This is a genomic window from Kitasatospora sp. NPDC001683, assembly GCF_053596495.1.
On record NZ_JBSFGK010000058.1, the window covers coordinates 21,024 to 42,495 of the forward strand.

General features: G+C 74.0%; 16 protein-coding genes, 3 tRNA genes and 1 pseudogene. 6 read left to right on the plus strand and 14 right to left on the minus strand.

Annotated elements, in window-relative coordinates:
- Positions 1–14: 14 nt before the first annotated feature.
- Positions 15–1,013: a DNA polymerase III subunit delta gene (holA, locus tag ACWCYO_RS27210; RefSeq protein WP_270147015.1), complete on the minus strand. Its 999-nt coding sequence runs from the start codon at positions 1,011–1,013 to the stop codon at positions 15–17.
- 104 nt (positions 1,014–1,117) lie between these two features.
- Between holA and ACWCYO_RS27215 the strand changes: the two genes are divergently transcribed.
- Positions 1,118–1,411 carry a hypothetical protein gene (locus tag ACWCYO_RS27215; protein WP_449785651.1) on the plus strand — a complete coding sequence of 98 codons (294 nt, stop codon included), beginning with the start codon at positions 1,118–1,120 and terminating at the stop codon, positions 1,409–1,411.
- 107 nt (positions 1,412–1,518) lie between these two features.
- A pseudogene (locus ACWCYO_RS27220) lies at positions 1,519–1,874 on the plus strand (arsenate reductase ArsC).
- 54 nt (positions 1,875–1,928) lie between these two features.
- Here the strand turns inward: ACWCYO_RS27220 and ACWCYO_RS27225 are convergent.
- Positions 1,929–2,864, minus strand: coding sequence for a LysR family transcriptional regulator (locus ACWCYO_RS27225; protein ID WP_270147012.1), 936 nt, complete (start codon positions 2,862–2,864; stop codon positions 1,929–1,931).
- A gap of 139 nt (positions 2,865–3,003) precedes the next feature.
- Between ACWCYO_RS27225 and ACWCYO_RS27230 the strand changes: the two genes are divergently transcribed.
- The 3 genes from ACWCYO_RS27230 (at position 3,004) to ACWCYO_RS27240 (ending at position 6,369) form a co-directional block, all read left to right on the plus strand.
- On the plus strand, positions 3,004–4,275 hold the full coding sequence (locus tag ACWCYO_RS27230; protein ID WP_449785652.1) for an MFS transporter: 1,272 nt from the start codon (positions 3,004–3,006) through the stop codon (positions 4,273–4,275).
- A gap of 65 nt (positions 4,276–4,340) precedes the next feature.
- A complete protein-coding gene (locus ACWCYO_RS27235) occupies positions 4,341–4,940 on the plus strand; it encodes a cysteine hydrolase (protein ID WP_449785653.1) in 600 nt (199 codons plus the stop codon).
- Between the two features lie 148 nt (positions 4,941–5,088).
- A complete protein-coding gene (locus ACWCYO_RS27240) occupies positions 5,089–6,369 on the plus strand; it encodes a glycine-rich protein (protein WP_270147009.1) in 1,281 nt (426 codons plus the stop codon).
- Between the two features lie 428 nt (positions 6,370–6,797).
- Here ACWCYO_RS27240 and ACWCYO_RS27245 read toward each other — a convergent pair whose 3' ends face one another.
- The 8 genes from ACWCYO_RS27245 to ACWCYO_RS27280 all read right to left on the minus strand — a co-directional run bounded on the left by ACWCYO_RS27245 (position 6,798) and on the right by ACWCYO_RS27280 (position 18,858).
- Positions 6,798–9,395 (minus strand): ComEC/Rec2 family competence protein, encoded by a 2,598-nt coding sequence (locus ACWCYO_RS27245; protein WP_449785654.1) that lies wholly within the window; start codon positions 9,393–9,395, stop codon positions 6,798–6,800.
- Positions 9,396–9,442: 47 nt separating this feature from the next.
- Complete coding sequence (locus tag ACWCYO_RS27250; protein ID WP_449785655.1) at positions 9,443–10,336, minus strand: helix-hairpin-helix domain-containing protein; 894 nt, start codon at positions 10,334–10,336, stop codon at positions 9,443–9,445.
- 246 nt (positions 10,337–10,582) lie between these two features.
- Positions 10,583–11,428 carry a DegV family protein gene (locus ACWCYO_RS27255; protein WP_270147006.1) on the minus strand — a complete coding sequence of 282 codons (846 nt, stop codon included), beginning with the start codon at positions 11,426–11,428 and terminating at the stop codon, positions 10,583–10,585.
- Between the two features lie 81 nt (positions 11,429–11,509).
- Positions 11,510–12,313, minus strand: a complete 804-nt coding sequence (locus ACWCYO_RS27260) for a hypothetical protein (protein ID WP_449785656.1) — start codon at positions 12,311–12,313, stop codon at positions 11,510–11,512.
- Between the two features lie 291 nt (positions 12,314–12,604).
- The gene (gene leuS, locus ACWCYO_RS27265; protein ID WP_449785657.1) at positions 12,605–15,496 is read right to left on the minus strand and encodes a leucine--tRNA ligase; all 2,892 of its coding nucleotides are present in this window, start codon (positions 15,494–15,496) and stop codon (positions 12,605–12,607) included.
- A 310-nt stretch (positions 15,497–15,806) separates the two neighbouring features.
- The gene (locus tag ACWCYO_RS27270) at positions 15,807–17,102 is read right to left on the minus strand and encodes a hypothetical protein (protein WP_270147003.1); all 1,296 of its coding nucleotides are present in this window, start codon (positions 17,100–17,102) and stop codon (positions 15,807–15,809) included.
- A 97-nt stretch (positions 17,103–17,199) separates the two neighbouring features.
- A tRNA-Ala gene (locus ACWCYO_RS27275) sits at positions 17,200–17,272 on the minus strand.
- 146 nt (positions 17,273–17,418) lie between these two features.
- On the minus strand, positions 17,419–18,858 hold the full coding sequence (locus ACWCYO_RS27280) for an MFS transporter (protein WP_449785658.1): 1,440 nt from the start codon (positions 18,856–18,858) through the stop codon (positions 17,419–17,421).
- A gap of 103 nt (positions 18,859–18,961) precedes the next feature.
- Here ACWCYO_RS27280 and ACWCYO_RS27285 point away from each other — a divergent pair, with 103 nt between their 5' ends.
- Entirely contained in the window at positions 18,962–19,861 is a 900-nt protein-coding gene (locus ACWCYO_RS27285) for a helix-turn-helix transcriptional regulator (protein ID WP_270147001.1), read from the plus strand.
- Positions 19,862–19,931: 70 nt separating this feature from the next.
- Here the strand turns inward: ACWCYO_RS27285 and ACWCYO_RS27290 are convergent.
- The 4 genes from ACWCYO_RS27290 to rsfS all read right to left on the minus strand — a co-directional run bounded on the left by ACWCYO_RS27290 (position 19,932) and on the right by rsfS (position 21,381).
- Positions 19,932–20,004: transfer RNA gene (locus ACWCYO_RS27290), tRNA-Ala, on the minus strand.
- 56 nt (positions 20,005–20,060) lie between these two features.
- A tRNA-Ala gene (locus tag ACWCYO_RS27295) sits at positions 20,061–20,133 on the minus strand.
- Positions 20,134–20,278: 145 nt separating this feature from the next.
- Positions 20,279–20,926 carry a histidine phosphatase family protein gene (locus ACWCYO_RS27300; protein ID WP_270151273.1) on the minus strand — a complete coding sequence of 216 codons (648 nt, stop codon included), beginning with the start codon at positions 20,924–20,926 and terminating at the stop codon, positions 20,279–20,281.
- On the minus strand, positions 20,923–21,381 hold the full coding sequence (gene rsfS, locus ACWCYO_RS27305) for a ribosome silencing factor (RefSeq protein ID WP_270147000.1): 459 nt from the start codon (positions 21,379–21,381) through the stop codon (positions 20,923–20,925). The genes ACWCYO_RS27300 and rsfS overlap by 4 nt, the downstream gene beginning before the upstream one ends.
- Positions 21,382–21,472: the final 91 nt, after the last annotated feature.

Genomic DNA, 21,472 nt, shown 5'->3' on the forward strand with positions numbered 1-21,472 from the left:
CCCGGACGTCGCGGTCAGTACGCCGGGCGGGAGCCGGCCCGGGCGGCCCGGGCGACGGCGACCACCGCGCGCTCCAGGGCGAAGGCCGGGTCGTCCGAGCCGCCCTTGACGGCGGCGTCGGCCTGGGCGATGGCGGTCAGCGCGGTGGCCACCCCGTCGCCCGTCCAGCCGCGCATCTGCTGGCGGACCCGGTCCACCTTCCACGGCGGCATGCCCAACTCGCGGGCCAGATCGGCCGGGCGCATGTTCCGCCCGGTCGTCGCCAGCCGCCCGATGCTGCGCACGCCGGAGGCCAGCGCGTAGGTGATGCCGGTCGGCGGCTGGCCGACGGCCAGCGCCCAGCGCAACCGCTCCAGCGCCTCCGCCGCCCGGCCGGTGACGGCCAGGTCGGCCACCTCGAAGCCGGTCGCCTCGGCCCGGCCGCTGTAGTAGCGGGCCACCACCGTCTCGTCGATGGTGCCCTCGACGTCCGAGGTCAACTGGCTGCACGCGGCCGCCAGTTCGCGCAGGTCGCTGCCGAGCGCGTCCAACAGCGCCTGGCAGGCCTCCTGGGTCGCGGAGCGGCCCAGGGTGCGGAACTCGCCCTTGACGAAGGCCAGTCGCTCGCTCGCCTTGGCCAGCTTGGCGCAGGTCACCTCGCGGCCGCCCGCCTTGCGTCCGGCGTCCAGCAGGCCCTTGCCCTTGGCCCCGCCGGCGTGCACCAGCACCATGATCACTTCTTCGGCGGGCGCCTCGATGTAGGCCTTGACCTCCTTCACCGAGTCGGCGGAGAGGTCCTGGGCGGCGCGGACCACGATCACCTTGCGCTCGGCGAACAGCGAGGGCGTGGTCAGCTCGGCCAGGCTGCCGGGCTGCAGCCCGCCGGGCGGCAGGTCCCGTACGTCGGTGTCCGGGTCCGCGGCCTTCGCCGCGGCCACCACCTGGGCGACGGCACGGTCCAGCAGCAGCTCCTCCTGGCCGACCGCGAGGGTCAGCGGGGCGAGCAGGTCGTCGGGTGCACTCTTCCTGGCCATCGCCTACCAGCATCCCACGCGCCGCGGACACTCCCGGCCGTCCCGACCGAGTGCTCTGCCGACCGCCCTGCCGGAGCGTACGGGCCGACCTGGAGAATGGCCCGGTGACCGAGAACCACACCCCCGCCCTCCCGGACGTCGACGACCCGTTCGTCCGCCAGCTGCTCGTCCTGCCCGACCGCGACACCGCCGACGAGGCCGCCGAGGAACTCGGCGCCGCCCATCCGGACCTCGGCGAACCGGAGATCGTCCGCGACGCCCTGGCCGGCGAGGACGACGCCGAGGACGCCCAGTGGCTCGTCGTGCTCGACCCCCCGTCCACCGGCTGGACCCCCACCCTGCTGCAGGCCCTGGACACCCTCGCCGCCTCCTACGAGGGCTGGCGCGAAGAGGCCTGACCGGCTCCCGACCCGCCCAGCCGCCCTCGTTCAAGGATGTCCCCGTGACTGCTCCCGCCACCCCCTCGGTGCTGTTCGTCTGCGTGCACAACGCCGGGCGGTCCCAGATGGCCGCCGCCTTCCTCACCCACCTCGCCGGCGACCGGGTCGAGGTCCGGTCGCCGGCTCCGCCCCCGCCGACACCGTGAACCCGGCCGTGGTCCGTGCCATGGCCGAAGTCGGCATCGACCTCTCCGGCGAGATCCCCAAGGTCCTCACCGACGAAGCCGTCCGGGCCTCGGACGTGGTGATCACCATGGGCTGCGGCGACGCCTGCCCGTTCTTCCCCGGCAAGCGGTACCTGGCCTGGAAGCTCGACGATCCGGCCGGCCGGGGCGTCGACGCGGTCCGCCCGATCCGCGACGAGATCGAGACCCGCGTCCGCGCCCTGCTCGCCGACCTCTCCGTGCCGGCCCGGCACTGACTCCGACCGCCGGCCAGACCGGCCGCAGACCAGGCCGGCCGCGGCGGGGTCCGGTCAGTGCGGGAGCACCCAGTCCGGCCGCCAGGTGCCGGGGGCGTCGAGGGCGGGCCGGGTGGCGGCGAGGTGCGCGTGGAGGGCGGCCAGTGCCGGGTGGGGGTTGTCGCGGTGCCACAGCAGGGAGTGCGGGTAGACGGGCGTCGGGTCGGTCACCGGGATGCGGCGCAGGTCGTGGCCGGCGGGCCAGACGAGGCGGGTCCGCTCGCTCATGAAGGTGGCCAGGGCCGGGGTGTCGGCGACCGTGTCCAGGAGCACGTCGGAGCCGAAGTTCGGGCCGGTCGCCTCGATGGTGAGGCCGAACCCGGCCACGAGGTCGTCGTAGTAGGCGCCCCACTCGGTGCCGGGGACGATGCCGGGCATCCAGATCCGGTGACCGACGAGCTGGGCGACGGTCACCGAGCGGGCGCCCGCCAACGCGTGGGCCGGGCCGGTGAGCAGCTGGAGCGGCTCGTCGAGCACCCGGACGGACTCGATGTCCTCGGGAAGGGGCCGGCCGGGCATGGCGACGGCGCGGAAGGACGCGTCGATCGCACCGGAGCGCAGGGCGGCGACGGCCGCCTCGATCTCGAACAGCATCACTACGTTGAGGTCGAACTCGGGGTGCGCGGCGTGGAACCCGCGCATCAGGCCCGCCGCCGCTCCGCGCGAGGCGATCACGTCGACCCGCAGCGGGCGCCGGTCGGTGCGCACGGAGGCGACCGCGCGCTCGGCCACCTGCAGCAGCTCGCGCGCGTGCGGCAGGAACGCCTGCCCGTCGATGGTGAGCTCGGCGCCGCGCGGGGTGCGGCTGAAGAGCCGGACGCCGAGGTCCCGCTCCAGGGCGGCGACGCGCTTGGAGACGGCCTGCTGGGTGATCGCCAGGTCGACGGCGGCCTTCTGGAACTGGCCCGCTTCCGCGACGGCGGCGAAGGTGCGTACGGCTTCGAGGTCCACGTCGATCCACCCTAGTGAACAACGGTTGGTTGTGCGGCAACGGCCATGCGGTTGTTTGACCTGCGGTTGTGCCGCTCGGTTAGCTCTCACCGGTCAACGCCGGATTGTTCGAACGGAACATCGAGGGAGCGCGCCGGGCATGCTGAGCAGGGTGGGCGGACTGAGTAGGATCGGCAGGAAGCGGTTGGGGCGGCAGTTCGGCTGGCTGTGGGCGGCGTACGCGGTGAGCGCGTACGGGTCCGGGCTCGGGTTCGGGGCCCTGCCGCTGATCGCCGTGCTGGCGTTGCACGCCGGGCCGGCCCAGGTGTCCGCGCTGTCCGCGGTGGGCCCCGCGGTGGGCGCGCTGATCGCGGTACCGCTCGCGCCGTGGGTGGAGTTCCGGCGCAAGCGCCCGGTGATGATCGCGATGGACCTGATCCGGTTCGCCGCCATGGCGACGATCCCGCTCGCCTACGCCATCGGCCTGCTCGGCCTCGTCCAGCTGCTGGTGGTCTCGGCCGTGGTCGCCGCGGCCAAGATCGCGTTCAACGCGGCCAGCGGCGCCCACCTCAAGGCCCTCGTCCGACCGGACGACCTGCTCGTGGCCAACGCCCGCTTCGAGTCCACCAACTGGAGCTCCATCGCGATCGGACCACCACTGGGCGGGGCGGCGATCGGCCTGTTCGGGCCGGTCACCACCGTGGTGGCCGACGCGCTCAGCTACCTGCTCTCCGCCCTCGGCATCACCGCGATCCGCGGCCGGGAGGAGACCCCGCGGCCCATCGGTAGTACCCCGGTGCGGGCGGGCGCGGTGCTCGACGGCTGGCGGCACATCCTGGGCGACCCCGGCCTGCGGGCGCTCTACCTCAACAACATGCTCGTCGGCGGCCTGATCATGGCCACCGAACCGCTGCTCGCCGTGCTCCTGCTGCGCCAACTCCACTTCCCGGCCTGGCAGTACGGCCTCGCCTTCGCCGCCCCCTGCCTCGGCGGACTCATCGGCTCCCGGCTCGCCCAGCGCGTCGTGGCCCGCTACGGACGGCACCGGGTCTTCCGGACCGTCGGCACCCTGCGCGCGGTCTGGCTGATCGGTCTGGTCTTCGTCCGCCCCGGCGTCGTCGGCCTGGTCACCGTGATGGCCGTCGAGCTGGCGATCATCGTCAACATGAGCCTGTACACCCCGGTGCTCGCCACCTACCGGCTCGAACGCACGCCCAAGCACCTGGTCGCCCGCACCCTGTCGGCCTGGTCGATCGGCCAGCAGGCGTCCATCGCCGTCTGCACCGCACTCGGCGGGCTGCTCGCCGACGCCACCGGCCCGCGCACCGCCCTCGCGGTCGCGGGGCTGCTCGTCCTCGCGACCCCGCTGCTGCTCCCACGACGCGACCAGGCGTCGGCGCACGAGCCGGAGCCGTCCCTCAGCCACTCCTGACGCCACCGGCGCCCTCCGTCGCCGGCGAGACCGCACACCACCAGCACCAGCAAGGAGACACCCGCGTGAGCACCACCCCCGCGCTCGCCCCCGCGCACACCGCTCTTCTCGTCCTGGACTGCCAGCCCGCGATCCTGGCCGCCCTGCCCGAGGACGGTGCCCGCGAAGCCCTGCTCGGCCGCATCGAACGGGCCGTCGCCGACGTCCGGGCGGCCGGCGGCACCGTCGCCCACGTGCGCGTCGGCTTCACCGAGGCCGACTGGGACGCCGTCCCGGCCGCCAACAAGGCCTTCGCCCCGCTGGCCCGGCACCGCGCCATGCACCACGAGGACCCCGCCACCGCCGTCCACGAGCACCTGGCTCCCCGAGCCGGCGACATCGTCGTGCGCAAGACCCGCTTCGGCGCCATCTCCACCACCGACCTCGACCGGCAGCTGCGCGAGCGCGGCATCACCACCCTGGTCGTCGCCGGCCTCAGCACCGGCGGCGCCGTCCTGTCCACCGTCCTCGACGCGGCCGACCGCGACTACCTGCTGTACGTCCTGTCCGACGGCGTCGCCGACCCGGACCGCGAAGTCCACGACGTCCTGCTCAGCCGGGTCCTCCCCACCCGGGCGCACTTCGTCGACACCGCCGGACTGCCCGAGCTGCTCCGGACCGGCTGACACGCCCGACGACCGGGACCGCACACCACCGGGGTGAATCGACGGTGTGTCAGGACTCCGTCTCCGTCGGCGCCCGGGCCTCCTGATCCACAGTTGCGGACGGCAATCGACTGCCGAAGCACCCCTTTCCGCCTTCCAGGAGTAGCTCGTGAACATCTCACCGCCGGCCGCCGCCGGTCAGCCGGGCCCAGCGGCCAACGGGGGACGTGCCGGTTCGGCCGCCCGCCGCGGACGGGCACTGGCCGTCGCGGCCGGCCTGCTCGGCGTCGCCGGACTCGCCCCGGTCGCGCTGCCCGGGACCGCCCACGCGCAGGGCACCTGTACGGTCTCCGGCCCCACCACCACCTGCACGTTCGCCTTCACCGGCACCGAGCAGACCTTCACCGTCCCGAACGGCGTCACCCACGTCGACGTCACGGCGATCGGCGCGGCCGGCGGCCTGGAGGGAGGCAACAACACACCCGGCGGCCGTGGCGCTCAGGTTTCGGGCACGCTCACCGGCCTGTCCGGCGGACAGACCCTCTACGTCGAAGTCGGCGGCAAGGCCACCAACGACGGCTCCTGTTACGCGTTGTCCCAGTGCACCGGCGGCTTCAACGGCGGTGGCAGCACCTATTTCGGCGGCGGCGGAGGCGGAGCCTCCGACATCCGCACCCAACCTCGCACCACCCCCCTCACCACCACCGACTCGCGCCGCATCGTGGCCGCGGGCGGCGGTGGAGCCGGTCTGGTGGCGACCATCGGGTGCGCGGCAGGCCCGGGCGGGGATGCCGGCCAGGCGGGCACAGACGGGGGTTGCAGCGGCGGAACCGGAGGCGGGGCGGGCACGGCCACTCAAGGCGGGGCCGGCGGGCAGCAGTTCGGCAGCCCCGGCACGCTCGGCACCGGCGGCACCGGCGGCGGTCCAGGGATCAGCCTGACGGGGGGCGGAGGCGGCGCCGGCTACTACGGGGGAGGCGGTGGCGGCAACATCAACGTCGAGGTAAGCCCGATCGGGAATGCGGCTGGTGGGGGCGGCGGGTCGTCCCTCGTCCCGGCCGGCGGCACCGGCCCCACCGTGACCAGCGCCGCCGCAGGCATCACCATCAGGTACCCCACCCCGGGCAAACCGGTGAACACCCGCCTGTTCGCGATCCCCCAGCAGGTCCGGGTCGGCCGACCGGTGGTCCTCGACGACCTGGTCTGCCCGGCCGGCACGGGCGCCACGACCCCGCCCACCGGCACCGTGACGTTCACCGACACCACCACCGGCACGACCCTGGGCACCGCGCGCCTGGTCCTCAACATCGGAGACTGCGCCGCCGCCGGGCGCGTGGTCTTCTTCCGGACCACCGGCGCGCACGTCATCACGGCCGTCTACAGTGGCGACTCGGTCTACCAGGGCAACAGCGGCAACCCCGAGAGCATCACCGTGACGGTGAAATCCTGACGCCGAAGGGACCGCCGCGGCACAACCGCTGAGCAGTTCCACGAGGGCCCCGCCGGGTGGTCGGCGGAACCCGCGCCGTCTCCGTGTCCTGCACGTCCCCCGGCGCGCACCCTGGACGGCCACAGACCGGAATCGGATCGTCAAACTCCGCAAGGCATAGCCAATTCGGGTGAAGGTTCATCCACCGCTCGACGGGACGCCGGCGGGCCGCCATAGCCTCGGTGACGCCCTGTCGCCGCTCGGGTGCGCCATCCGGGCTAAGGTGCGGGATCCGTCGCCCCGGAAGGCCATCGAGACCAATGACACGCTCAGCGGACGCGAACGGCGAGACCACCGGCGGGCCCTCCCGCCGCAGGCTCCTCCCCCCACCCCCACCCCTACCCCAGCCCCACCCCACCTCGTGGAGGGAAGAGAAGAGGGGAGCGGGGTCACAGGGGCGGGGCGCGGGGCCTGCGGGTGGGGTGCCCGGAGGTGGAGTGGCCGGCGCGGGAGCCATGGTCAGGCCGGGGGTGAACGGCGACGGCGAGGGTGGACGGCGAGTCGCCGGTCACAGCAACGTCCCCCACGCGGTCGGTGCGCAGGACGGTCGCGCCCAGCGCGCGCAGCCGGTCGACCGTACGCGGCGACGGGTGCCCGTACGCGTTGCCCTCGCCGCAGGAGATCAGGGCGAGCCGAGGCCGCAGGGCACCCGTCAGGTCCCAGTCCTGGTGAGCCGAACCGTGGTGCGCCACCTTCAGGACGTCCACCCGGCCGAGTCGGCCCAACAGCGCGGACTGGGCGGGCGGTTCGAGATCGCCGAGCAACGCCATCCGCACACCTCCGGCCAACGACACCATCAGCGCCACGCTCGCGTTGTTCGCACCCGGCGCGTCGACAGCCGCCCCCGGATCGGGCCACACCACGTCCCAGGACAACTCCGCACCGGCCGAACGCCGTTCACCACGGCCGGCGCGCAGCAACGGCACACCGGCCCCGGCCACCCAGGCCGTCACCCTGGCCGCCTCACCCGGCGGATCGTCCAGCGCCGTGCCCTCGACCGCTCCCACCTGGCGCCCGCGCAACACCCCTGGCACGCCCTCGACGTGATCCGCGTGGAAGTGCGTCAACAGCAGCAACGGCACCGTGGTGATGCCGAGCTCGCGCAGGCACCGGTCGGCCGCATCGGGATCCGGCCCGGTGTCGATCACCACCGCGCTGCCCGGCAGATCGGTCGCAAGGGCCAACATGTCTCCCTGCCCGACGTCGCACATCACCAGCCGCCACCCCGGCGGCGGCCAGCCCGTGGCGATCCGGGCGAGCTGCGGCGGGCGCAGCAGCACGGCCAGCAGCACCACCAGCAGGGTGCCGGTCACCAGAGCCCGGGCCCAGCGGCGCCGGGCGCGGGCGGGCCGGCCGGGCTCCGTCCGCCGGGGCAGCAGCAGGGGCGCCGCCCAGCAGGCGGCCAGGGTCGCCAGCGCGACCGTCACCACCCCGAACCAGCCGCCGGGCCACGACAGTTGGCCGCCGGGCAGTTCGGCCCCGCGCCGCCCGACGAAGGCCAGCCAGCCGGCCGGCACCCCGGCCGGCTCGGCCAACAGCCGAGCCAGGGACGGGAAGAACGGCTGCAGGGCGAGCACTCCGAAGCCGAGCAGCGTCGCCGGGGCCACCGCCAGCTCGGCCAGCAGGTTGCACGGGACCGCGACCAGGCTGATGTGCCCGGACAGCACCACCGTCACCGGCGCGCAGAGCGCCTGTGCCGCCGCCGCGGCCGCCAGCGCGCCCGCCAGGTGGTGCGGCCAGCGTCGGGCGCGTAGCGACTCGGCCCAGTGCGGCCCGAGGACGAGCAGCCCGGCGGTGGCGAGCACCGAGAGCAGGAAGCCGAAGGAGCGGGCCAGGAACGGGTCAAGCAGGACGAGGACCAGGACGGCCCCGGCGAGCGCCGGTACGGCCTGGCGGGGGCGGCCGGTGGCCAGGGCCAGCATGCCGATCAGTCCCGTCCCCGCCGCCCGCAGCACGCTGGGCTCGGGTCGGCAGACGGTCACGAAGGCCAGGATCAGACCCGTGCCGAGCAGCGCGCTGGTGCGCAACGACAGCCCCAGCAGCGGGGCCAGTCCGCGCCGTTCCGGGGTGCCGGCCTGGCCCGGGGCGCCCAGCAGCACGCCGAGGACGATCGCCAGGTTGGCCCCGCTGACCGCCACCAGGTGCACCAGGTCGGTGGCCCGGAAGGCGTCCACCAGGTCGTCGGGCAATCGCGAGGTGTCGCCGACGACGAGCCCTGGGAGCAGTCCGCGCGCGTCCGGCGGGAGTCCGTCGCTGGCCGTGCGCAGGCCCTCGCGCAGTCGGCCGGCGATCCGCTGCGGCAGGCTCGGCGGTGCGAGCTGCCGGGGTGGGCCGTGGACGGCCAGCAGTGCCGCGGACTCGGTCTCGTAGCCCTCCCTCGCCGGCCGCACCTCGGCCTCGACGGCCAGCCGCTCGGAGGGCAGCAGTCGCAGCCAGGGCCCGCTCTCCGGCCCGCGGACCATGACGGTCACCGGGGTGTGCGTCCGAATGGCCCGCCCGTCCGGGAGGAGGGTGGCGCGGTCGGCCACGGCCTCGACGGTGAGGAGGGTCTGCCCGCCGGTGGTGCCGCTCCGGGAGGTGTGCACCTTCGGGTCCCCCGCGACGGTCAGCTCCACCTCGACCGCCGGGGCGGGTGTGCCCGGAGTGCGCGGCGGTGCGTGCTCGGCCGCACGGACGAGCTCCGGCAGCGGTCCCCGGTGCAGGTCGGCGGTGTGCAGCGGAGTCGCGATCGCGGCCGCCGCACCGGTGAGCAGGACGGCTGCCAGCGCCACCGCGGCACCGCGCCGGCGCAGGAGGCCCGGCCGGGCGAGCAGCAGGACGGCCGCGAGCACGGCGACGCCCGCCAGCGAGAAGACCAGCACCTCGGCCCCCGGCTCGAGGGGCAGGAGCACCGCCGTGACCAGCCAGGCCGAGACGGCGGGCAGCAGCAGCCGGAAGTCGGCGCCCGAGGACCGGAGGCCCGGAAGCGGCGCCGTGGTGGCGGACATGGCGGTACCTCCTTTCGGGGGGTGCGGGGAGGACGGCAGGGGTGGTGTCAGAGGGTGAGGAGCGGACGGAGTTCGGCGAAGGTCCGGGCACCGATGCCGCTGACCTGTCGGAGCTGGTCGACCGAGCGGAACGAGCCGTGCGAGGTGCGGTAGGCGAGGATGCGCTGGGCGAGGGTCGGGCCGACGCCGGGGAGGGCGTCGAGCTGTTCGAGGGTGGCGCGGTTGAGGCTGACGGGCGGTCGGGGCACGCCCGCCCCGGGAGGTCCGCCGGCGCCTGCGGGCACCTGGACGGGAACCGGAGCGGGTGCCTGCTCACCGACCAGGATCTGCTCACCGTCCGTCAGGACGCGGGCCAGGTTCAGGCCCCGGGTGTCCGTCTCCGGCAGCGGACCGCCCGCCGCCCGCAGGGCGTCGGCCACCCGGGAGCCGCCGGGCAGGGTGTGCAGGCCCGGCAGGTGGACCCGGCCGCCGACGTCGATGACGACGGCGGGCCCGGCGCCCGGGCCCGCGGAGGCCTCGGGCGGACCGGCCCCGCTGCCGCGTGGTGCATCGGCGGCGGGCGGGCCCGACTCCGGGAGTGCCGAGGCGGCCGCGAGCGACGGAACGGCCACCATCTCCGGCCTGGCCAGCCAGAAGTGCTGTACGGCGTAGCCCACCGCGAAGAGCAGCAGGATGGCCAACCCCGCCACTGCTCGGCGGTCGAGCGCCAGCACCGAGGCGAGCCGCAGACGTGCTCCGCCGCCCGGCGGGTCGGGGAGGTCCTCCGCCTTCGGAGGCAACACCACCGGCTGCCCCACTGCCGTGGAAACCGCCGGTGACGGAGCGGCAGGCGGAGCGCCATCCACCGGCTCGTCGTCCGCCGGCAGCAGCGCCGCCATCCGCAGCCGCACCGTCTCGTTGATCGCTTGGCGCTTCGCCGCGCCCAGGCCCGAGGTCGTCATGGCGAGGACGCTAGGAGCCGTCCGGCGAACACGCAGGAATTACCGAAAGCCTGTGGACAACCCGGGGGTTGTGGATAAAAGACGTCACTCACACGAGTGGCCAGGCCATGCCCGAGTTGACCGACCCAGCCCGACCCAAGCCCGACCCCGGCCCCGGCCCCGGCCCGACCGACCCAGCTCGACCAACCCAGAACCGACCAACCCAGAACCGACCAACCCAGCCGGTCCAACCCAGCCCGACCCGCCTCAGCGCGGCGCGACCACCACCGCGAGCAGCCCCGGCCCGACGTGCGCGCCGATCACCGCCCCGACCTCACCCACGTACAGGTCCCGGAGCCCCGGTACCCGCGCCCGCAGCCGCTCCGCGAGCGGCTCGGCCCGCTCCTCGGCCGCCAGGTGGTGGACGGTGATGTCCACCTCGCCCTCCCCCGACCGCTCGACCGCGATCTCCTCCAGCCGGGCGATCGCCCGCGACGCCGTCCGCACCTTCTCCAACGGCTCGATCCGCCCGCCGTCCAGGTGCAGCAGCGGCTTGACCGCGAGCGCCGACCCGAGCAGCGCCCGCGCCGCCCCGATCCGCCCGCCCCGGCGCAGGTGCTCCAGGGTGTCCACGTAGAAGAAGCCACTGGTCCCGGCCGCCCGCCGGGTGGCCGCCTCGGCCGCCTCCGCCAGCCCCTGGCCCGCCGCGATGGCCCCGGCAGCCGCCAGCACCCCGTACCCGAGGGCCATGCCGACCAGCCGGCTGTCCACCACCCGCACCGGTACGGGCGCCTCGGCGGCCGCCAGCCGGGCGGCCTCGACCGTGCCGGACAGCTCGCCGGAGATGTGGACCGACACGATCCCCTTCGCCCCGGCCTCGGCGGCGGCCCGGTAGGTGGCGGCGAAGGTCTCCGGGTTGGGCCGGGAGGTGGTCACCCGCTGCTTGGCGCGCAGTGCCTCGGCGACGTCCTTCGGGGAGATCTCGACCCCCTCGCAGAGGACCGAGTCACCGACCGCGACGCTCAGCGGAACCACCGTGATCCCGTGCCGGTCGAGGGCCTCCTGCGGCAGATAGGCCGTGGAATCGGTGACAAGTGCGAGGTCGGAGGGCATGAGGCGGAGGTTACTCCCCGTTGGTCCGGGAAGACAGCGTCCGCCCCAGCGCTCCCCGCACGCCCCGACACGACCCGGGGCTCAGCCCGCCGAAGGCCCCACCGAGGTCCCCGTCGAGGTGCCCGTCGACGGCTTGCGCAGCCGCTGCGCCAGCTTCGCCAACGGTTCGGCCAGCCCGAGCAGGTCCTCCGCGCTCGGCCGCCCCTTCCCGTCCGTCAGCCCGGCCCGAACCGCACCGCCCGGACTGCCCGCACCACCCGCACCACCCGCACGGCCCACACCAGCCGAACCGGTACCAGCCCCGGAAGCAGCGCCGGCACCCCCGCTCGCCGCCGTGTCCCAGTGCCGCAGCGCCCCCGCCTCGCTCTCGCACTCCTGGCTCAGCCGGCTCAGCTCGTCGTCCGCGAACCGGTGCATCCGGTCCTGCGCCGCCCACCGCATGGTCTCCGCCGCGTGGGTGATCCGCTCCGCCCGCTCCCGCAGTTCCGGCAGCTTGGCCGCGATCCGCGCGGTGTCCGGTTCGCGTTCCAGCACCCGCAGCTCGCCGTCCAGCTCCGCCGCGTGCGCGTCGAGCCGGGTCAGCAGCGCGAGGGACTCGCCGAGCTGGCTGTCCTGTGGCAGCCCGCCCTCGAGCACCTGCCGGGTGCCGTCCAGCGAGGTCCGCAGCTTGAGCCGGACGGTGGCGATCTGCGCGGGCGGGCCGACCTTGGTGTACGTCTTCGCCTTGAGGGTGGCGGTCTCGACGGCGCGCCGGGCGTTGGCCTCGTGCTTCTCGACCTTCGCGGCGACGGCCTTGGCCGCCTTGACCGCACCGACCACCGCCAGGACGAGCGCCGCGATCCCGAACAGCAGGACCAAGCCGATCATCACGCCGAACACGTCCATCGCGCGTCACCTTCCGCCACCGTTTCGGCCCCCAACGGGCCCAACGCGGGCCGCAATGCCGAGGGTTCCACGGTAGCCGCCGTGCCCGGCGCGAGGAGGTCCGAACGGGCCCGGCGGCCGGAGATCAGGGACAGATCGGGGATCTCCCCGAGGGCCCGAACCCCCACCTCCCCGACAGCCCGAAAGCACACCGAAACGCACCGGGCGGGCGCCCCGAAGGACACCCGCCCGATCAATCACGGACCATCGATCGATCACGCACTACCGGTCAAACACCGACCAGCTCCGACCTCACCCGGTCACGATGTTGACCAGCTTCGGCGCCCGCGCGATCACCTTCCGCACCGCCGCGTCGCCGATCGCCGCGACCACCGCCGGGTCCGCCAGCGCCAGCGCCTCCAGCTCCGCGTCCGTGATGCCGGGCGCGACCTCCAGCCGGGCCTTGACCTTGCCCTTGATCTGCACCACGCAGGTCACCGTCTCGTCGACCACGTACGCCGGGTTCGCGACCGGGTAGTCGGCGTGCGCCAGCGACTCGCCGTGGCCCAGTCGGCGCCACAGCTCCTCGGCGATGTGCGGGGCCAGCGGCGCGACCATCAGCACCAGCTGCTCGGCCACCGCCCGCGGCGTGGAGCCGCGCTTGACCAGGAAGTTGTTCAGCTCGATCGCCTTGGCGACGGCCGTGTTGAAGCGCAGCCCGGCCATGTCGCCGCGGATGCCGTCGATGGCCTTGTGCAGGGCGCGCAGGGTCGCCTCGTCCGGCTCCTCCTCCGTGACGACCAGCTCGCCGGTGCCCTCGGACACGACGTTGCGCCACAGCCGCTGCAGGAAGCGGTACGAGCCGACGACGGCCCGGGTGTCCCACGGGCGGGAGACGTCCAGCGGGCCCATCGACATCTCGTACAGGCGCAGGGTGTCCGCGCCGTACTCGTCGGCGATGTCGTCCGGGGCGACGGCGTTCTTCAGGGACTTGCCCATCTTCCCGGCCTCGCGCTTGACCGGCTCGCCCTGCCAGAAGTACTTGCCGTCGCGCTCCTCGACCTCGGCGGCGGGCACCGGGAAGCCGCGCTCGTCGCGGTAGACGTCCGCGGTGATCATGCCCTGGTTGAACAGCTTGTGGAACGGCTCGACGGAGGAGACGTGGCCCAGGTCGTGCAGCACCTTGTGCCAGAAGCGGGCGTACAGCAGGTGCAGCACGGCGTGCTCGGCACCGCCGACGTACAGGTCGGCACCGCCGCCCGGCTTGGCCTCGGTCGGGCCCAGCCAGTAGCCCTCGTTGGCCGGGTCCACCACGGCGTCGGTGTTCGTCGGGTCGACGTAGCGCAGGTCGTACCAGCACGAACCCGCCCAGTTGGGCATGGTGTTGGTCTCGCGGCGGTACCGCTTGACGCCGTCGCCCAGGTCCAGTTCGACGTTGACCCAGTCCTCGTTGCGCGACAGCGGGGTCTCCGGCGAGGAGGCGGAGTCGTACGCGTCGTAGGTGCGCGGCGAGTAGTCGTCGACCTCGGGGACCTCGACCGGCAGCATCGACTCGGGCAGCGCGTGCATCACGCCGTCCTCGTCGTAGACGATCGGGAAGGGCTCGCCCCAGTACCGCTGACGGCTGAACAGCCAGTCGCGCAGGCGGTAGTTGACGGTGCCCTCACCGATGCCGCGCTCGGCCAGCCAGGCGGTGACGTGGGCCTTGGCGTCGACGACGCTCAGCCCGTCCAGCGACAGGACCGAACCGTCCACGGTGCGCGCCGAGTTGACGATGACCGAGTCGTAGGTGTCGAAGGCGTCGTCCCACTGCGCCGGGTCCGAGCCGCGGCCGTCGGTCGGCTCGACGACGCAGCGCATCGGCAGCGCGAAGGCGCGGGCGAAGGCGAAGTCGCGGTGGTCGTGGGCGGGGACGGCCATGATGGCGCCGGTGCCGTAGCCCATCAGCACGTAGTCGGCGATGAACACCGGGACGGACTCGCCGCTGACCGGGTTGACGGCGTAGGCGCCGGTGAAGACGCCGGTCTTGACCTTGGCCTCGACCTGGCGCTCGACGTCCGACTTGGCGGCGGCCGCGGCACGGTAGGCGGCGACGGCCTCGGCGGGGGTGGCGGCGCCGCCGGTCCACTCGGCGGGCACGCCCTCGGGCCAGGCCGCGGGGACGATCGAGTCGACCAGGCCGTGCTCGGGCGCCAGCACCATGTAGGTGGCGCCGAACAGGGTGTCGGGCCGGGTGGTGAAGACGGTGATCTTCCCGCCGTCAACAGCGAAGTCCACCCGGGCGCCCTCGGAGCGCCCGATCCAGTTGCGCTGCTGCAGCTTGATGGCCTCGGGCCAGTCCAGCAGGTCCAGGTCGGCGATCAGGCGGTCGGAGTACGCGGTGATGCGCATCATCCACTGGCGCAGGTTGGACTTGAACACCGGGAAGTTGCCGCGCTCGGAGCGGCCGTCCGCGGTGACCTCCTCGTTGGCCAGCACGGTGCCCAGGCCCGGGCACCAGTTGACCGGCACCTCCTTGGCGTACGCCAGGCGGTACTCGCCCAGCACCTCGTCGCGCTCGGCGGCGGACAGCGCGGACCAGGCGCGACCGCCCGGCACCTCACGCGTGCCGGCCTCGAACTGGGCGACCAGCTCGGCGATCGGACGGGCCTTGCCGGCGGCCTCGTCGTACCAGGAGTTGAAGATCTGCAGGAAGATCCACTGCGTCCAGCGGTAGTAGTCCGGGTCGATCGTGGAGATCGAGCGGCGCGGGTCGTGGCCCAGGCCCAGCCGGCGCAGCTGCTGGCGCATGTTGGCGATGTTGGCCTCGGTGGAGACCCGCGGGTGGGTGCCGGTCTGCACCGCGTACTGCTCGGCGGGCAGGCCGAAGGCGTCGTAGCCCAGCGTGTGCAGCACGTTGTGGCCGGTCATCCGCTGGTAGCGGGCGAAGACGTCGGTGGCGATGTAGCCCAGCGGGTGACCGACGTGCAGGCCCGCGCCCGAGGGGTACGGGAACATGTCCATGATGAAGCTGTGCGGCTTCGCGGCGACGTCACCGGCGGACGGGTCGGCCAGCTCACCGGTGGGGTTGGGGGCGTGGAAGGTGCCCTCCTTCTCCCAGATGTCCTGCCAGCGGGACTCGATCTCCGCCGCCAGCGCGGCGCTGTACCGGAACGGCTCGGTCGCGGTCTCGGCCGCGCCGGACGCAGGGGTCGTCTCGCTCATGGTCCTTCAAGCTCCATCGGTGTCAGTTGGCGAACCGCGCGACGCGGCCGACCGTGGACCCGTCCCACGACGCGGGCGGGGGCGGAAAACAAAAAATCCCCTCGCAGGAGGGGACGCCACGCCGACTCCGGCACCGCCCGAGGGCGCGGCCGGTCCTGGTCAGCGCGGCCGGCTAAGGAGCAGGCGCACGGTTCGCATGGGCTCAGGGTACCGCAAGCGGGTCAGGGCACTCCTGACCGTCCCATCCAGCGCACCCCGTCCCGTCCAGCGCACCGCACTCCCGCGAGCACCCGCCGCGGACCCGGCCCCCTCACCGCGCCGGCGCCCGCCCCGCCGCCTCGAAGTCCCGCAGCGCCCTGGCCAGTCGCTCCGACTGCATCCCGGCCGCCAGCGCCCGCGCCAGCCCCGCCGTCCGGGCGGCCTCCCGCTGGTCGCCGAGGCGCCGGTGGGCCTCGGCGAGGCGGACCATCAGCATCGCCTTGGCGCGGGCCCGTCCCGGTCCGAGCCCGGCGACGGCCTCGGCGAGCAGCCCCTTGGCCATCCGGTACTGGCCGAGCGCCAGCCGCCCCTCCCCCACCATCCCGGCGAGGTCGGCCCGGGCCTCCTCGGCGCCGGGCACGCCGTCGAGTTCGGCGAAGGCCCGGGCGGCGGCGGCCTCGGCCTGTTCGGCCTCGCCGCGGCGGCCGTGGGCGCGGGCGATCCGGCCGAACTGGCGGGCCCGGGCGGTGGCGCTGAGCGCGGGGCCGTGGGCGTCCAGGGCGGTGCGCAGCGCGGTGACGGCGTCCAGGCCGCGCCCGCCGGTGCCCTGGGTGGCGAGCACCACCAGCGCGCCGAGCCCGGCGACGCCGAGGCGGGCGTCGCCGCTGACGTGGGCGGCGCGCAGCGCGGCGACGAAGGCCCGCTGGGCGGCCGCGTCGTGGCCGAGGTCGTACGCGGCCCAGCCGGCCAGGCGGGCGAGCCTGCTGGCGGTGCCGTACAGCTCGCGGCCGAGCCGTTCGTCGTACGCGCCGAGTTCCAACAGCTTGGCCAGCATGGCGAGTTCGGCCCGGGTGGGGCCGAGGACGAGGCCGCCGCCGCAGGAGCGTTCGAGGCGCTGCTTGCTGCGGTAGGACAGCCCGAGTTCGCCGGCCAGCGAGGGGTCGACGCGCAGCGCGCCCTCGCCGCCGCCGACCGGTGGCGGCGGCGAGGAGAGCCGTTCGGCGGCGTGGTCGAGGTCGGCGCTGCGGAACAGGTCGGTGAGGCGGACCGGTCCGGCGTCGGTGGCGGCCTCGCGCAGCGCGGTCTGGGCGGTGTCGGCGGTCCACGGGTCGGTGAGCAGCCGGGGCGAGAGGATCTTGGCACCGCGGTGGCCGCCCATCCTGCCCCAGAGCTGCTCGTAGGTGACGGCGATGCCGAGGGTGCGGCTGAGCACCTCGCAGACGGTCTGGTCGTGCGGGCTGCGTGGCACCATGCCGCGGTCGCGCCACTTGTAGGGGGCGGTGGAGCTGATCGCCAGGCCCGGCGGCAGGGCGAGGCTCACCTCACGGGCGAGCCGTTCCGGACTCCAGCCGAGCTGGTGCAGTATCCGGGCCAGCTCCTCGTTCCGCCTTCGCTGCAGATCGGCCATGGCACGACGGTAGCGGTCTTTCCGGCCGGCCCGCCGATGGCGTGCACACAACGGCGAAGAGCCGCCCCCCTAATCGGGAGGCGGCTCTCAATCACTGTGGAGCTATGGGGAATTGAACCCCAGACCTCTTGCATGCCATGCAAGCGCTCTACCAACTGAGCTATAGCCCCTTGACCTGCGATGTCACCGGGTTCCCCGTCGTTTCCGTCCGGTTTCCCTCGGCGACATCGACTACTTTACACGGTCCGGGGCGTGCTCCTGAAATCCGTTTCCCGGGGCAGCCGAGCCGGCCGAGGGCGACCGGTCGGCACCCCGCTCAGCGCACCTCCCTCCGGCTGCGCTCGGCGAAGACCGCCCCGACGAGCACCAGCACGGTGTTGACCGCCAGGGTGACCAGCAGCGCGTGCCCGGAGTCGGCGGCCGGCGCCGGCAGGTCCACCTGCCCGAGGAACACCGAGCCGAGCACCGCGACCCCGATCACCTGCCCGAGCTGGAGGACGGTCACCGTCACCCCGCTGGCATCGGCCGCGTCCTCGGGCGCCACCCCCGCGAGCGCCCGGGCGAACAGCGGCGCGTACGCACAGCCCGCGGCCAGGCCGAACAGGGCCGTCTCCACCAGCACCGCCGCCCCGACCCCGGCGCCCCCGCCGAGCAGCACCCCCAGCACCAGGTAGCCGCCCCCGAGCACCACCCCGGAGACCGACGGCAGCATCCCGTGCAGCCGGCCCGGAAGTCGGTGCCAGTGCAGGCTGCCCACGCCGAAGCCGATCGCGACGGGCGCCGAGCAGAGCCCGGCCCGCAGCGCGCTGTGGCCGAGGCCCGCCTGCTGGTGCAGGGCGAAGGCGAACATGAAGCCCGCGTAGGCCGCCATGATCGTGAACAGTCCGACCGCTGCCGGCCGCAGCCCGGGGGCGCGCAGCACCCGCCCGGGGATCAGCGGCTGCCCGCCGCGCCGGGCGACGCCGCGCTCGACCACGACGAACAGGCCGAACAGCAGCACGCCGCCCGCGAGCATCGCCCAGCCCCAGGCCGGCCAGCCGAGCTCGTGGCCGAGCACCAGCGGCACCACCAGCAGGCCGAGCGCCGCGCCCAGCACCACCAGGCCGGGGACGTCGAAGCCGCGCGAGGCGTCACCGGGCAGCCGCGGCAGCAGCCGGGCGCCCACCGCCAGCAGCACCAGCCCGAACGGCACGTTGACCAGGAACACCGGCCGCCACCCGGTGCCGAACAGGTCGGCGCTGACCAGCACCCCGCCGAGCACCTGGCCGGACGCGACGCCGACGGCCAGCACCGCCGAGTAGAGGCCGATCGCCCGGGTGCGGGCGGCCCCGGTGAAGGTGCGCTGCAGCAGGCTCATCACCTGCGGCACCATCAGCGCCCCGGCCGCGCCCTGGAGCAGCCGGAAGGCGATCAGCCAGCCGGTGGTCGGGGCGAGGCCGCAGGCCAGCGAGGTGGCGGTGAAGGCGGCCAGGCCCAGCTGGAACAGCCGGCTGTAGCCGTAGCGGGCGCCGAGCCGGGCGCCGGTGATCAGCAGGACCGCGTAGGCGATGGTGTAGCCGGCGATCACGAGTTGCAGGGCGGCGCCGGAGGCGCCCAGGTCGGTTCGGATGGTGGGCACCGCGACGTTGACGATGGAGGAGTCGAGCACGGCCATGAACTGCCCGCACAGGACGAGCGCGAGGAGCAGCCCGGGCCGTACGGTCGGCGCCCCGGTGGTGCCTCCGGCCACGCCGGGCCGGATCTGGAGGTCCGTCATGGCCACCAGCCTGGGGCCGCGCCGGTACTGGTGGTTAGAGCCTGCTGATCCTGGTACTGGCAGCACCTGTATCGCCCGCGCGCGCTGCGGCACGATGGACGCCATGACCGTGCTCGAGGAACTCCCCACCGCGGCGGGCGACCGCGAACGCCGCCGGACCGAGCTGGCCCGCTTCCTGAAGGCCTGCCGGGCGCGGGTCACCCCCGAGGACGTCGGCCTGCCGCCCGGGCTGCGCCGCCGCACGCCGGGGCTGCGGCGCGAGGAGGTCGCGCAGCTCGCCGGGGTCGGGGTCACCTGGTACACGTGGCTGGAGCAGGGGCGGCCGATCAACGCGAGCGAGCAGGTGCTGCTGGCGGTGTCCCGGGCGCTGCGGCTCGACGGCACCGAGCGCCAGCACCTGTTCCGGCTGGCCGGGATGTCGCCCTCGCCGCTCGCCCAGCCCGCCCCGCCGGAGCTGAGCCCGTCGATCCAGGTGATCCTGGACTCGCTCGCCCCGCTGCCGGCGGCGGTCTCCAACACCCGGTTCGACGTGCTGAGCTTCAACCGGCCGTACCGGTCACTGTTCGGCACCGACCGGATGCGCCCGGCCGGCGGGGTCTTCTTCAACAGCCTCTGGTGCATGCTGGCCGCGCCGTCGTGCTGCAACCCGTGCGAGAACCCGGAGGAGACCCTGCCGCGGATGGTGGCGGTGCTGCGCGCGGCGTACGGCAAGCACGTCGGCGAGCCGGCCTGGGAGGAGCACGTGCAGCGGCTGTCGGCCCGCAGCGAGCTGTTCCGGGAGCTGTGGGCCCGCCAGGAGGTGTCGCCGCCGAAGACCCTGCTGCGGATGTTCCGCCACCCGGAGCTCGGGGTGATGCGGCTGAACGCCACCTACCTGACGATGCCGGGCGTGCCGGAATGCTACATCGTCGTGTACGTCCCGAAGAGCCCGGAGGACCGGGAGCTGGTCGAGCGGCTCAACTCCCTGCCGCCGGGCGGCTGGAGCCACACCTGCGCGCTGTGACGAGCCGGGCGCAGCCCGGGGAAAGGCCGAGAGGCCGCCACCCACCGGGTGACGGCCTCTCGAACTGCTGTGGAGCTATGGGGAATTGAACCCCAGACCTCTTGCATGCCATGCAAGCGCTCTACCAACTGAGCTATAGCCCCGCGACACGGACGACCCTGGCTCCGGAATTCCAACCGCCACGACCGCCGATGCGGAGTGGAGCTATGGGGAATTGAACCCCAGACCTCTTGCATGCCATGCAAGCGCTCTACCAACTGAGCTATAGCCCCGCACTCACCGGATCTCCCGCTTCCCTTCCGGGCCGCGTTCCTTCCCTGCGAACGAGGAAGACTCTAGCTGGTCAGGCCCGGAACTGCGAAATCCGCTCCTTCCGGGCCCCCGTGAAGCCCCGCCGCCGAGTGCCGCCGAGTGCCGTCAGGTGTCGTCGCCGATCACCGGCTGCGGGAGCGTGCCCGCGTTGTGCTCCAGCAGCCGCCAGCCGCGCGCCCCCTTGCCGAGCACCGACCAGCAGCAGTTGGACAGGCCGCCGAAGCACTCCCACAGGGGCGGCTCCAGGCCCAGCAGCCGCCCGAGCATGGTCCGGATGGTGCCGCCGTGGCTGACCACGACCAGCGTGCCGTTCTCCGGCAGCTTGGCGACGGCCTCCAGCACCACCGGCACCGAGCGGTCGGCCACCTCGGTGGACAGCTCACCGCCGCCGCGCCGCACCGGTTCCCCGGCCGCCCAGGCCGCGTACTCCTCCGGGTGGCGCTCACGGATCTCGGCGTTGGTCAGGCCCTGCCAGGAGCCCGCGTACGTCTCCCGCAGGCCCTCGTGGTGCTGCACGTCCAGCCCGGTGACCGCGGCGAGCTCCTCGGCGGTGCGCCGGGCGCGCTTGAGGTCCGAGGAGATCAGCAGGTCGGGGCGCAGCCCTGAGAGCAGCCGGGCCGCCCGCTGGGCCTGCAGCACGCCCTGGCCGGTCAGCTCGATGTCCGTGGTGCCCTGGAACCGCGATTCGAGGTTCCACGAGGTCTGACCGTGCCGCCAGAAGACGATGCGCGGGCCGCGCGCCTCCCGGCTCAGTGCAGGTCCTCGGGCTTGCCGAAGTCGTCGGCCGGGGCGACGGCGTTGCCGGCCTCGTCCGTGATGGCGTCGGGCCGGTTGCGCGACTCCATGGCGTCCGCGGGCAGCGGCAGCTCGGGGCAGTCCTTCCAGAGCCGGTCCAGCGAGTAGAAGGAGCGCTCCTCGGAGTGCTGGACGTGCACGACGATGTCCAGGTAGTCGAGCAGGATCCAGCGGCCCTCGCGCTCGCCCTCGCGGCGCACCGGCTTGATGTCCAGCTGCTCCCGCAGCCGGTCCTCGATCTCCTCGGCGATCGAGCGGACCTGGCGGTCGTTGTTCGCGGAGGCGATCAGGAAGGCGTCGGTGATCGACAGCACCTCGCTGACGTCGAACGCGATGATGTTGTGCGCGAGCTTGTCGGCCGCCGCCTGCGCGGCGACGGTGATGAGCTGCTGGCTGTGGTCGGTGACGGTCACGTTGTTCTTCCGGCTCGGCGGCTTGGGGCGGCCCGGCGCGCGGCCGGGGTCGTTTTCCAGGATCTCACGCCGCCCCTGCGGCCTCGGAACG